Source organism: Acidovorax sp. Root219 (assembly GCF_001428665.1).
GTDB lineage: Bacteria > Pseudomonadota > Gammaproteobacteria > Burkholderiales > Burkholderiaceae_C > Acidovorax.
This window is the reverse complement of sequence record NZ_LMIJ01000004.1, coordinates 165,102-177,917: the sequence shown is the minus strand read 5'-3', so window position 1 is coordinate 177,917 and position 12,816 is coordinate 165,102. Positions and strand designations below refer to the sequence as shown.

The following is a 12,816-nucleotide window of genomic DNA, read 5'->3' as shown; positions in this document are numbered from 1 at the left end:
GCACGCGAGGCGCAGGATACGGGGAGCGGGTCCTGCAAAGATTGCATCCACGGTGTAACCTGATCCGTATTTGGAACGAACTAGGGGTGGTATCGCTCTACCCGTAGACGATTCCATCACCGCCTGACCGGAGCCCCACATGCCATTTCACTCCCGCGACTCGGGTTTCAACCACCCGCATTCCTCCGACATCACGCCGCGCGCAGCCTACGAAGGGCGCCGCGACATACTGCGCCTGATGGCCGGTGGTGCAGCCGGTGCGGCAATGGCCGCCTGGGCCGGCCGCGAAGCCCTGGCGCAGGCCCCCGCCCGGCCCGGCAAGCTGACAGCGCTGGCGGGCAGCAAATCGTCCGTGGCGGGCGCGGTGTCGATGGAGAAGGTAACCGACTACAAGGACGCCAGCACCTACAACAATTTCTACGAGTTCGGTACCGACAAGGCCGACCCGGCGCGCAATGCGCACACCCTCAAGACCTCGCCCTGGACAGTGGAAGTGGAGGGGCTGGTGAAGAAGCCGGGCAAGTACGGCATCGAAGACCTGCTAAAGCTGAGCGCGCAGGAAGAGCGCATCTACCGCCTGCGTTGCGTGGAGGGCTGGTCGATGGTGATCCCGTGGGTGGGCTATTCGCTGGCCGAACTCATCAAGCGCGTGGAACCGCAGGGCAGCGCCAAGTACGTGGAGTTCGTCACCCTGGCGGACAAGGCCACCATGCCTTTTGTGGGCTCGCGCGTGCTCGACTGGCCCTATGTGGAAGGCTTGCGCATGGACGAGGCCATGCACCCGCTGACCCTGCTGGCCTTCGGCATGTACGGCGAAGTGCTGCCCAACCAGAACGGCGCGCCGGTGCGCCTGGTGGTGCCATGGAAGTACGGCTTCAAGAGCGCCAAGAGCATTGTCAAGATCCGCTTCACGGACAAGGAACCGGGTACGGCCTGGAACAAGGCGGCGCAGCAGGAGTACGGCTTCTATTCAAACGTGAACCCCACGGTAGACCACCCCCGATGGAGCCAGGCGACCGAGCGGCGCATTGGCGAGGATGGGTTGTTCGCCAAGAAGCGCAAGACGCTGATGTTCAACGGCTACGAGGCCCAGGTCGGCCAGCTGTACGCGGGCATGGACCTCAAGAAATTTTTCTGAACCCGCCTGTGACCGACCCCTTCGCCGCCATGCGAAAGTTCCTGCTCCACCCCTTGGCCAAGCCTGTGGTGTTCGTGCTGTGCCTGCTGCCGCTGGCGTGGCTGGTGTATGCCACGGTGGCCAACCAACTGGGTGCGAATCCGGCCGAGGCGCTGATCCGCGCCACGGGCGACTGGACCCTGCGTGCGCTGTGCCTGGTGCTGGCGGTGACGCCTGTCCGCGTCATGACGTCCACACCCCAATTGGCGCGCTTTCGGCGCATGCTGGGGGTGTTCGTGTTCTTCTATGCGCTGCTGCACCTGCTGAGCTACAGCTGGTTCGACATGGGCTTCGAGGTAAACGACATTGCCGTGGATATTGCCAAGCGGCCTTTCATCCTGGTGGGTTTCCTGGCGTTCGTGCTGCTCTCCCTGATGGCGGGCACCTCCTTCAACCGCGCCATCCGCGCGCTGGGTGCCAAGCGCTGGCAGGTGCTGCACCGCACGGTGTATGCCGTGGCGGGCCTGGCGATCCTGCACTTCTTCTGGATGCGCGCTGGCAAGAACAACTTCGGCGAGGTGGCGGTGTACGCGGCCATCCTGGCGGTGCTGCTGGGCTGGCGGGTGTGGCAGGCCTTGCGCAAGCGGGCAGCCAAGGCGGCTGCCGGCATCGCAGCAGCGCGGCAAGGTGCCGCTACGCAGCGCTAGCGGCGTCTCAGCCGACGGCACGCAGCGCAGGCCGCATCTGCCGGGTGACGGGGTCGATGAAGGCCGTCGGGATCTGGTATGCACGGTCGTCGAAGAGGTCGATGCCGCACATCAGGTTCTCCACCCAGTCGAAGAAGTCGTTGATGGCCTTCTTGCCCAGGATGGGGGCGCCATGCTGCGGCACGAGCATGGCAATGTCCAACTGCCGCGCCATGCGCACCCACAGCCGCAGGATCTTGTTTGAGACCATGTAGCGGCGGTGGAAGCCCTCCATGCGCGGAATGTGCGCAGCCAGATCGGTGACGGGAATGCCGGCTTCCGCACCCGAGGTCATCGATACGGCCAGGTCGCCCGTGAACAGGATGCGGCTGATGGGGTCGTAGAAGTGGAAATTGCCTTCGGAGTGCAGGAAATGCGCGGGCAGCAGAATCAGCTCGCTGCGGCCCAGCGGCAGCCGGCCGCCGCTGTCGGGCACGCCGATCACCCGGTTCTCGGTCTTGCCGACCTTGGTGAAATGGGGCGCGAAGCGCTCCCAGACGCGCGAGATCACCAGCGAGGCCTTGGTGCTGGTCATCCAGCGGTCCAGCGAGGCGATGATGTCCGGGTCGGCGTGCGAGGCGATCAGGTAGGACAGCTTGTGCGGCGGGAAGTGCTGGGTCATGCCCATGAACAGCTCGTTGAATGCGAGGTTGCCGCCGGGGTCGATGATGGCCCCGGTGCCGTCGTCGACGATCAGGAACTGGTTGGCCTGTACCGCCTGGCCATCCTCCTCGATCAGATCGGTGAACATCAGGCAGGCGTGGTTCTTGTCTCGGTACAGTTCGATGGCCATGGCAATGCTGCAGTGCAGTGAAAAACCGACTGTAGGACGGCGCATGGCCAGGCGGCTTGATGGAAATCAAGCCATGGGCAATGAGAGGCCGGGAGCGCCCGGCTCCCGAAGCCCCGGGTCAGCGTGCCGTGGAAGCGGGTGCCTGGGGCGCTGACGTGGCGGTCGATGGGCTGGCGCCAGGCGTGAGGGTTTCGGGCAGAGTGGCGCGCTGCGCGGCCGCGGGACCGGAGGGCAGGAACAGCGGGCCGCGCTGACCGCAACCCACGATGGCCGCCGCACTGGCAGCAAGGACAAGCGTCCTGACTAGAATTTGGGATGCTTTCAACATGCGCGAATTGTAATGACTGACCTTGAATTTCAGGACCATGCCGAGAAACTGCTGGCGGCCGTTGAGCGCAGTTGCGATGAACTCAATGACACCACAGACGCCGACATCGACAACCAGCGCTCGGGCGGCATGATCACGTTGAGCTTCGCGAACCGCAGCCAGATCGTCATCAACCTGCAAAAACCGCTGCACGAGGTGTGGATGGCCGCGAAGTCCGGCGGCTACCACTACAAGTTCGATGGCTCGGCATGGCAGGACACCAAGGGGGGTGGCGAGTTCTTTGCGCGGCTGACCGAGGATGCGCGCACCCAGTCGGGGATGCCGCTGGCCTTTTCCGCCTGACGCGCGCGAACCAGCCGCGCGCAATGGGAAAGGGCCGCACGCGGCGGCCCTTGATCTCAAGCGGTGGCTATCAATTGCGAAACAGGTCGAGGATGCGGTTGCGCTCTTCCGTCGGTGGCTGCGCATGCGGCGCCACATCGGGTCCACCGCTGGTGCGCTGCTGCTCTTCCAGTCCCACGCTGGCAATGCCTGCGTTGCGCGCATATTCCTCGTAGAACCATTCTCCGCCGACGTTCACCACACCGGGCGGCACGACCGGTTCGCTCACTGGAACGCCCTTGAGCGCGCGTTCCATGAAGCTGATCCACACCGGAAGGCTCAGGCCGCCGCCGGTTTCGCGGCTTCCCAGGTTGCGCGGCGTGTCGTAGCCGATCCAGGTCACTGCGGCGATGGTCGACTGGTAACCGGCGAACCAGGCATCCACCGAATCGTTGGTGGTGCCCGTCTTGCCGCCGATGTCCGGGCGCTTCAGCGTGCCCTGCGCGCGCGCGGCGGTGCCGGAGCGGGTGACCTCCTGCAGCAGGCTGTTCATCACGAAGGCGTTGCGTGCGTCGATGGCGCGCGGCAATTCGGACACTGCTGGTGGCGTGACTTCAGAGATGACGCGGCCCTTGTGGTCCGTGACCTTGGCGATCAGCCAGGGGTTCACGCGGTAGCCGCCGTTGGCGAACACCGAGTAGGCCGAGGCCATCTGCAGTGGTGTGACCGAGCCCGCGCCCAAGGCCATGGTCAGGTAGGCGGGGTGCTTCTCGGCATCGAAGCCAAAGCGCGACACCCATTCCTGCGCGGTCTTGGGGCCCACGGCCTGCAGGATGCGGATGGAGATCATGTTCTTGGACTTCGCGAGGCCCGTGCGCATGGTCATGGGGCCGTCGTACTTGCCGTCGTAGTTCTTGGGTTCCCAGGGCTGGCCGCCGGTGGTGCCCGCGTCAAAAAACAGCGGGGCGTCGTTGATCACCGTGGCAGGGGTGAAGCCCTTTTCCAGCGCCGCCGAGTAGATGAACGGCTTGAAGCTGGAGCCGGGCTGGCGCCAGGCCTGGGCCGCATGGTTGAACTTGTTCTTGTCGAAGTCAAAGCCACCCACCAGCGCGCGGATGGATCCATTGCGGGGGTCGAGGGCGACGAACGCACCCTCGACCTCGGGCAACTGGGTGATCTCCCAGGCGCCCTTGGGGGTCTTGACCACGCGGATCACGGCGCCGCGGCGGATCTTGATATTGGGCGGTGCCTTGTCGCTGAGGCCAGACTGGGCTGGCTTCAGGCCGTCACCCGTGATCTCCAGATTGTCGCCATTGGCTCTGGCGGCAACGATCTTGCGCGGCCCGGCTTCCAGAACCACGGCTGCCAGCACGTCACCGTTGTCGGGGTGGTTGGCCAGTGCATCGTCCACGGCATCTTCGACTTCCTGGGCGGCGGTGGGCAGTGCCACGAACTTTTCGGGGCCGCGGTACTGCTGGCGGCGCTCATAGTCCATGATGCCTCGGCGCAGCGCGGTGTAGGCAGCTTCCTGCTCCCCCGCATTCAGGGTGGTGTACACGTTCAGGCCCCGGGTATAGGCCTCGTTGCCATACTGCGTGAAAATGAGTTGGCGCGCCATTTCGGCCACGTACTCGGCATGGATGCGGGTGGCATCCGGGCCGCTGCGGATCTTGAGGTCTTCCTTCTTGGCGGCGATGGCTTCCTGCGCGGTGATGAAGCCGTTTTCTTCCATGCGCTCGATGATGTACAGCTGGCGCGAGCGGGCACGCTTGGGGTTGCTGATGGGGTTGTAGGCTGAAGGCGCCTTGGGCAGGCCGGCTAGCATGGCTGCTTCGGCAATCGAAATGGATTTAAGTGGTTTGCCGAAGTAAGCCTCTGCAGCCGCAGAAAATCCATAGGCGCGGTTGCCCAGGTAAATCTGGTTCATGTAAATCTCAAGGATCTGGTCCTTGGTCAACATATGCTCCAGCTTGAATGTCAGTAATATTTCGTAAATTTTGCGAGTAAATGTTTTTTCTGAGGACAGATAAACATTGCGCGCCACCTGCATTGTGATAGTCGAAGCCCCTTGGCTTTTGACGCGGCCCAGATTGGCCAGAGCGGCGCGAATCACACCCTTGTAGTCCACACCCCCATGCTGGAAGAAGCGCGAATCTTCAATGGCCAGCACCGCGTCCTTCATGACCTTGGGGATCTCCTGGATGGGCGTGAGGTTGCGTCGCTCTTCGCCGAATTCACCCAGCAACGCGCCCTCGGAGGAGTAGACCCGCAGAGGCAGTTTGGGGCGATAGTCCGCCAGATCGGAGATGTCCGGCAGGTTGGGGTAGGCCACCGACAGCGCCACCGCAATGGTCAGCAGCAGCCCGAGCACGCCCGCGACGGCGAGACCCGTGGTCCACAGCACGAAGCGAATCAACCAGCGAAGCCAGGTGGGGCGGGAGGGCGCGGAAGCGGCAGTCGAAGGGTCGGTTGGCTTTTGCTGAGAAGAAGAGGGCGGCGGCATATCGCTCCGATTGGTGGAGCCTGCATTATAAAAATGTCGGAGCCTCTTTCAGTGCAAACGACCAAAAGGCCCCGACCAACGGTCATGGCGGCCGCTTTGCGGTCTTGCAATTGCGCAGAAGCCACTCAGGAGATCGTGTGGTTTTGGCAACGCTTCGAACAGATCAGATGGGGAAAATTCTTTGCCGGTGAACTATCTTACTGATAGCATTCATGTGAAGTGTTAAGTTTTGTTGCGTCATTTAGACAAGTTACAGGGGACCCATCTTGATCTCAACGGGATCTTTGTTCAGTCGCCAGGCTGCGCCTCTGCTGGGTATCGACATCAGCTCATCCAGCGTCAAGTTGGTCGAGTTGGGGCGGGACAAGGCGGGAGGCCTGGTCCTTGAGCGCTGCGCCATCGAGCCGCTGGAACGCGGCTGGATCACCGATGGCAATATCGAAAAATTCGACGAAGTGGCGGAAGCCCTGCGTCGCCTCGTCAAGAAAAGCGGCACCCGCACCAAAAATGTGGCGCTCGCTTTGCCGCCCTCGGCCGTGATCACCAAAAAGATCACGCTGCCCGGCGGCATGACCGAGCAGGAGCTGGAAGTACAGGTGGAGTCTGAAGCAAATCAGTACATTCCTTTCTCTCTGGACGAGGTGAGTCTGGACTTTTGTGTCATAGGACCCAGCAAGAGTTCCCCGGGTGATGTGGAAGTGCTCATTGCCGCATCCCGCAAGGAAAAAGTGCAGGACCGGCAGGGGCTGGCAGAAGCCGCCGGACTCAAGCCGGTGGTGGTGGACATTGAATCGAATGCCTCCCGCCTGGCGGCCAGCCGCCTGATCGAAGCCTTGCCCAACAAGGGTACTGACGCCCTGGTGGCACTGTTCGAGGTGGGCGCCGTGACCACCAGCATGCAGGTCATTCGCAATGACGAGGTGGTGTATGACCGCGACCAGGCATTCGGCGGTGCGCAACTGACCCAGCTGATTGTCCGGCAGTATGGTTTTTCAGTGGAAGAGGCTGAGAACAAGAAGCGCAATGGCGATCTGCCCGAGGATTACCAGGCGGCCGTGTTGCGCCCCTTTGTGGACAACATGGCCCAGGAAATCGCCCGGGCATTGCAATTCTTTTTCACCAGCACGCCGCACAACCGCATCGATCACATCGTGTTGGCAGGCGGTTCTGCTCCGCTGCCCGGCTTGACGGAAGCGGTCACCCAGCAAACAGGCTTCGCCTGCAGTCTGGCCAATCCTTTTGATGGCATGGAAATCGGAAGCTCGGTACGGCTCAAGAAAATGGTGCGCGAGGCGCCGTCCTATCTGACATCGTGCGGCCTTGCCATGCGGAGGTTCCTGCAGTGATATTGATTAACTTACTCCCCCACCGGGAAGCCGCCAGAAAGCGCCGCCGCGAAGGATTTCAGGCGACGATGGTGGCCTCTGCCATCGTTGGCCTGCTGATCGCTGGGCTGATTTACTGGGTTTTGCAAACACTGATTGCGGACCAACAAGCCAAAAATGGGGTTCTCAAGGCTGAAATTCAGGTGCTTGAGGGCCAGATCAAGGAAATCGCCACGATCGAAGAAGAAATCGCTGCGCTGCGCGCCCGCCAGAAGGCTGTGGAAGACCTGCAGGCAGACCGCAATCTGCCGGTTCACTTGTTGACGGAGCTGGTCAAGCAACTGCCTGACGGGGTGTATGTGACAAGTTTGAAGCAGACCAACCAGTCGATCGAAATCAAGGGCGTTGCGCAGTCCAATGAGCGCATCTCGGAAATGCTGCGCAATCTTTCCAACAACACGCCCTGGTTGTCCAAGCCTGAGTTGGTGGAGATCGTGGCGAGCAACGTGGCACTGACTCCACGGGATACGCGCAGGGTGGCGTCATTCAACCTTCGCTTCCAATTGGTGAAATCCAGCGAAGCCCGCAAGGCGATGGAAACAGCGGCAAGCTCTGCTAAAGGCTGACCCATGGCAAAAAACAAAGTTCAAAAAGTCGACGTGTCTGAGCAGTTTGCAAATCTGCAGCGCCAGTTCACCAATCTGGATACCAAGGACCCTTCGCTGTGGCCGCCGCTTCCGCGGGCTATCCTTTGTCTGTTCATTGCTGTAGCGGTTGCTGCCGCGCTTTGGTTCATCAAGTTGACGGACTATGAGACGGAATTGCAAACGGAAAAAGCGACCGAGCTGACGCTGCGCGAGGATTACAAAAAGAAGCTCCAAAAAGCAGTGAGCCTGGATGCGTTAAAGAAGCAGCGCGAGCAGGTTCAGCAGTACGTTATCCAGCTGGAGAAGCAGTTGCCAAGCAAGGCGGAAATGGCGGCGCTTCTCTCCGATATCAACCAGTCTGGTTTGGGGCGCAGTCTGCAATTTGAACTCTTCCGCCCAGGGCAGGTTGTCGTGCGTGAATACTATGCAGAGTTGCCCATTGCTGTTCGGGTGACTGGGCGTTACCACGACATGGGGGCATTCGCCTCGGACATTGCGCATTTGTCGCGCATCGTCACTTTGAACGACGTGGCGATTGCCGCACCGCAAGGGGTAGGCAAGGAGCGGGATATAGCCAATGGTGTTTTGGTGATGGATGCCACAGCGCGGACCTTCCGCTATCTCGACAACGAGGAAATTCAAGCACAGCGCAATACGGCTGCGAAGGGGGCTGCAAAATGAGAGCTCTGAAAAGCGGTCTGATGTTTGCATGCGTTGCGGTCCTGACTGGCTGTGTGGCTTCGGGTGAGGATGAGGTGCGGCAGTGGATCAGCGAAGAGCGCGCACAGGCCAAGTCCCGCGTCACACCGATCACGGAGCCCAAACAATTCAAGCCTGAGGCCTATACGGCTGATGCGCAGTTGGAGCCTTTCAATCCCCTGAAGCTGACACAGGCTTTGCGCAGGGACTCGGCGCAGCTCGCTTCCAACGCGGCATTGATTGCACCGGAAATGGCTCGCCGCAAAGAGCCCCTGGAGGCGTACCCGCTTGACGCCATCAAGATGGTTGGCAGCCTGCAAAAGAAGGGTCAACCCGCCGCCTTGGTCACCGCCGACAAGTTGCTTTACCAAGTCACTGTAGGCCAATACCTTGGACAAAGTTATGGACGGATCACTTCCATCAATGAAACAGCCATTCAACTGCGTGAGATCGTGCAGGATGCGACTGGGGACTGGATTGAACGTACGACGTCGCTTGAGTTGCAAGAAGGGGTAAAAAAATGAAGCAGAACAGTTTTGGGATGGTGCGATTTTTCAATCGAAGCGTACTTTTCGCGGCGTCGGTTGCAGCATCTTCGCTGGCATGGGCGCAAGGCTCCATTGAAAATATATCGGGTGCAATGCAAGGCGGAGTCGAGATTGTCCGCATTGATTTTTCAGAGCCTGTGGCAGCATTGCCCACCGGCTTCGTGATTCAGTCGCCTGCTCGCATTGCCTTAGATTTCCCGGACACGACCAGTGCCTTGGGTAAATCGACAGTCCAGATCAACCAGGGAAATATCCGTTCGGCCAATTTGGTCCAGGCTCCCGGACGGTCAAGGGTGGTATTGAATCTGAAGCAGGCGTCCTCTTACCGTACGGAACTCCAGGGCAAGTCTGTTCTGGTCTATCTAGATGCCGCCGCTGCTCCCATGGCCGCCACTACTGCGCAGCCCGTGAGTTTTGCAGAAAGCGCAAATGCCGAAGTGATGGCCATCAAGGACGTCGATTTTCGCCGTGGCGCGGATGGCTCTGGCAGGGTGGTCGTCACGCTGCCAAGCAATCAGGTTGGCGTAGATCTGCGGCCCATTGGCAAGGGTTTGACGGTTGATTTCCTGAAATCTTCCCTGTCCGAAGGCTTGCGCAGGCGCTTGGATGTCACGGACTTTGGAACTCCCGTACAGATCATATCGACCACCCAGCAGGGTGAGCGTGTCCGCATGGTGATCGAACCTGTGGGAGAGTGGGAACACAGTGCATACCAGAGCGACAATCAGTTCGTGATCGAAGTGCGTCAGAAAAAGGTCGATTTGACCAAACTGACGCAGGGGCCAGGCTATAGCGGCGAAAAGTTGTCGCTCAATTTCCAAAATATCGAAGTGCGGTCTTTGCTGCAGGTAATTGCGGATTTCACCAATTTCAATATTGTGACTTCAGACACGGTAACAGGTGCGCTGACGTTGAGATTGAAGGATGTGCCATGGGATCAGGCGCTGCAAATCATCATGGATGCCAAAGGCTTGGGCATGCGAAAGAATGGCTCGGTACTTTGGATTGCCCCAAAGGACGAGATCGACGATAGGACCAAGAAGGATTTTGAGGCCGCATTGGCTATTCAGAAGCTGGAACCTCTGAGAACCCAGGCTTTTCAAATGAACTATGCTAAAGCGACGGATATGGTGGTGCAACTTTCCTCTACTTCCAGTGGCGGTACTGCCAATCGCTTTCTGAGTGAGCGTGGTAGTGCCATCGCAGAACCCCGTACCAATCAGTTGTTTGTGACGGATACAGCAAACAAGCTGGAAGAGGTGCGCCAGCTCCTGGCCACTTTGGACGTGGCGGTTCGGCAAGTGATGATTGAAGCACGCATCGTGGAAGCATCTGATACGTTTGGGCGCTCCCTCGGTGTAAGGCTGGGTGCCACAGACCTCCGTGCATCGCGTGGGGGGGATGGCGGGTACTCTCTGGGTACCAGTGGAAACCGGATTGGCTTCGGAACAAACTACAGCAACGCGGTTGCATCAACGTCCGCTGGTGGAGCAATCAATACAAACGGTAACTTTGTCAATCTTCCAGCAACAGCGATTGGAGGTTACGATCCGTCCAGCTTTGCGATTTCTATTTTCAACTCGGCCGCGAACCGATTTTTGAACTTGGAAATTTCTGCTCTGGAAGCGGATGGGAAAGGGAAGATTGTTTCTAGCCCGCGGGTCGTGACAGCGGATCAGACAAAAGCTTCTATTGAGCAGGGTACGGAGTTCCCTTACCCGGTGACAGCTCCAAACGGCGGTACAGTGATCGCTTTCAAGAAGGCAGTGCTCAAGCTGGAGGTATTGCCTCAGATCACTCCCGAAGGAAATATCATTCTTGATCTAGATGTCAATAAGGATAGTCCTGGCGAAGTTCTGAACAACGTTCGAGCTATCAATACCAAGCATATCAAGACTCAAGTGCTGGTGGAGAATGGCGGAACCGTGGTGATTGGTGGTATTTTTGAGCTCTTTGAGGATAACAATGAAACTAAGGTGCCTATTCTTGGTGATATTCCAGGGGTTGGGAACCTGTTCAAGACCCGTACAAAATCGGCTAACAAGCAGGAAATGTTGATTTTCATCACGCCCAAGGTTATTACTGATCGCTCGGCATTCCGTTAAAGTTTTTTGAAATGGGAAAGAAAATGAAGAAATTATGGAAAGCCTTTCTCCTCTCGTCTGCCGCACTGTTGGCTGCATGTGGCGGCGGTGGGGGGAGTGGAGGGGAATCTAATCTCCAGTACCGCATCACTTTGACTACAGCCAAGTCACAGTTGCCCATTAATATCGCTAACGTTCCGGCTGGAACTGGCGCCTTTGCTCCATACACCACAACTTTATATGTGGATGCACGCGTTGGTTCTAATCCTATTCCTGGCGGGGAAGCGATTTTTGGGTGTAATGTTGTCCAAGGGCTGGATTCCGGGGCTTTGTATTATATTGATGGTGATGAAGAGCATCAGGACGACAACGGTAACCCGTCGGCGTTCCGCTCTATAGTTCTTGGTGCCAACTCTGGCGGAGCCTCATTTCATTTTCACTCTTCTGACCAAGCTGGCACAGCCCGTGTGGTTTGCTCTGTGACTGATCCGCGCGATAGTAAGGTTTACAGCGCAAGTGTGGATATCGTAGTGGGCGCGGCGACCGGCAAGGTGAGTAGTGTGGTCGGTATTATCGATGCGCCTGGCGTTCTGCTCTCGCGGGATGTTCCTTCGCGGTTGCCATACCGAAATTCCATCGGTATCCAAGCATTCGTTATGGATGACGCCAATCAACCTATACCCGCACCTTCAGCTCCTAATCTGCAGGTCAGCATTCGTTCGATGGGCCCGGCTGCTGTGGGCGCTCGCCTGCTTCAGGGAAATCAGTCAGGCAGTGTGTTGCAAGTGCGCACCATTGGCGGTGTCGGTCTGTTCTCGTTGGCAAGCGGTGCCAGTAGCGGTTCGATCGTGCTTGAATATGTCACTGATCGTTTTGACAATGACGTCACGAATGGTATCCAAGACCCGGTGACGGCTCTCTATGCCGTACCGGTTAATAACAGCGTAGCTTCGGCGCCGCTGTCTCTGCCTGCTCTGGCTGATCAGGACGCAACCGTTGGTTTCCCATTTGCCTCTGTATTCTCGGTCCAAGGTGGTGTTGCGCCCTATACCTGGTCTGCTATAGCACTGCCAGGTGGCTTAACCATCAGCAATGATGGCATCGTAAGTGGCGTGCCCCAACTTGCCGGTGCGTATAGCGGAGTGATTACGGTGGTCGATGCTCAAGGCACCAAGGTATCGGGTAATGTGAAATTCACGGTGTCTAACGGTGGGGCGGTAGTTCCCAACCCCCTGACGGTGAACGGCTGTGTCAGCAATGGCACCTCCGTGTGCTCCCTGCCCGCTGCTAATGTCGGCGAAGCCTACTTGTACAGTCTGTCGGTGACTGGTGGAAATACGACAGACCCAGTGGTATGGACCTTCGCTCCCGCCACCCTGCCTGCAGGTTTGAGGGGTAGCAGCACGGGTAACACCGGTGTGATCAGCGGTACTCCCACCGCCTCGTGCAATGCCAGGTTCCTGGTGACAGCGACCCGCGGTACGGTGACCGTGACCCAGCAGGTGTCTGTGCAGATCGGTGCCAACACGGCTGCTTGCGCTTCGTAGTTTGCAAGAGGGGGTTCGGCGAGGGTCGGTTTCTCAGACCTGTTGAGCCCATCTCTGCTGAATTCAAAAAACCCCTTGGGTCCTGGATCCAAGGGGTTTTTCCTTTTGACCGCTTCTCGGCATGCTGTCACCTTGGTGGTCCCAGCACCATTCTGCGT

At 58.9% G+C, this 12,816-nt stretch carries 12 protein-coding genes; 9 read left to right on the top strand and 3 right to left on the bottom strand.

The window, feature by feature from the left end:
• Positions 1-139 precede the first annotated feature (139 nt).
• Together msrP and ASE28_RS05295 are read left to right on the top strand one after the other, a co-directional pair.
• Positions 140-1,138, top strand: coding sequence for a protein-methionine-sulfoxide reductase catalytic subunit MsrP (msrP, locus tag ASE28_RS05300; protein WP_057205132.1), 999 nt, complete (start codon positions 140-142; stop codon positions 1,136-1,138).
• Positions 1,139-1,167: 29 nt separating this feature from the next.
• On the top strand, positions 1,168-1,824 hold the full coding sequence (locus tag ASE28_RS05295; protein WP_057265311.1) for a sulfite oxidase heme-binding subunit YedZ: 657 nt from the start codon (positions 1,168-1,170) through the stop codon (positions 1,822-1,824).
• Between the two features lie 7 nt (positions 1,825-1,831).
• Here the strand turns inward: ASE28_RS05295 and ASE28_RS05290 are convergent, their stop codons facing one another.
• Together ASE28_RS05290 and ASE28_RS31160 are read right to left on the bottom strand one after the other, a co-directional pair.
• Positions 1,832-2,656: an MBL fold metallo-hydrolase gene (locus tag ASE28_RS05290; protein WP_057265203.1), complete on the bottom strand. Its 825-nt coding sequence runs from the start codon at positions 2,654-2,656 to the stop codon at positions 1,832-1,834.
• Positions 2,657-2,774: 118 nt separating this feature from the next.
• On the bottom strand, positions 2,775-2,984 hold the full coding sequence (locus ASE28_RS31160; protein WP_082607917.1) for a lipoprotein: 210 nt from the start codon (positions 2,982-2,984) through the stop codon (positions 2,775-2,777).
• A 12-nt stretch (positions 2,985-2,996) separates the two neighbouring features.
• Here ASE28_RS31160 and cyaY point away from each other — a divergent pair, with 12 nt between their 5' ends.
• Positions 2,997-3,326 carry an iron donor protein CyaY gene (gene cyaY / locus ASE28_RS05285; protein ID WP_057205126.1) on the top strand — a complete coding sequence of 110 codons (330 nt, stop codon included), beginning with the start codon at positions 2,997-2,999 and terminating at the stop codon, positions 3,324-3,326.
• Positions 3,327-3,396: 70 nt separating this feature from the next.
• Here the strand turns inward: cyaY and ASE28_RS05280 are convergent, their stop codons facing one another.
• Positions 3,397-5,808 carry a penicillin-binding protein 1A gene (locus tag ASE28_RS05280; protein WP_057265201.1) on the bottom strand — a complete coding sequence of 804 codons (2,412 nt, stop codon included), beginning with the start codon at positions 5,806-5,808 and terminating at the stop codon, positions 3,397-3,399.
• A 266-nt stretch (positions 5,809-6,074) separates the two neighbouring features.
• Between ASE28_RS05280 and ASE28_RS05275 the strand changes: the two genes are divergently transcribed.
• The 6 genes from ASE28_RS05275 to ASE28_RS31155 are packed head-to-tail and all read left to right on the top strand — an operon-like array spanning position 6,075 to position 12,658.
• Positions 6,075-7,154: a pilus assembly protein PilM gene (locus tag ASE28_RS05275; protein WP_057205121.1), complete on the top strand. Its 1,080-nt coding sequence runs from the start codon at positions 6,075-6,077 to the stop codon at positions 7,152-7,154.
• Positions 7,151-7,759 (top strand): PilN domain-containing protein, encoded by a 609-nt coding sequence (locus tag ASE28_RS05270; RefSeq protein WP_057205118.1) that lies wholly within the window; start codon positions 7,151-7,153, stop codon positions 7,757-7,759. Before ASE28_RS05275 ends, ASE28_RS05270 begins: the two co-directional genes overlap by 4 nt.
• 3 nt (positions 7,760-7,762) lie before the next feature.
• Positions 7,763-8,461, top strand: coding sequence for a type 4a pilus biogenesis protein PilO (locus ASE28_RS05265; RefSeq protein ID WP_057265199.1), 699 nt, complete (start codon positions 7,763-7,765; stop codon positions 8,459-8,461).
• A complete protein-coding gene (locus ASE28_RS05260; protein WP_057265197.1) occupies positions 8,458-9,003 on the top strand; it encodes a pilus assembly protein PilP in 546 nt (181 codons plus the stop codon). Before ASE28_RS05265 ends, ASE28_RS05260 begins: the two co-directional genes overlap by 4 nt.
• A complete protein-coding gene (gene pilQ / locus ASE28_RS05255) occupies positions 9,000-11,132 on the top strand; it encodes a type IV pilus secretin PilQ (RefSeq protein ID WP_200963905.1) in 2,133 nt (710 codons plus the stop codon). The genes ASE28_RS05260 and pilQ overlap by 4 nt, the downstream gene beginning before the upstream one ends.
• An 11-nt stretch (positions 11,133-11,143) precedes the next feature.
• Complete coding sequence (locus ASE28_RS31155; RefSeq protein ID WP_235516045.1) at positions 11,144-12,658, top strand: putative Ig domain-containing protein; 1,515 nt, start codon at positions 11,144-11,146, stop codon at positions 12,656-12,658.
• The last annotated feature ends 158 nt before the right edge of the window (positions 12,659-12,816 follow it).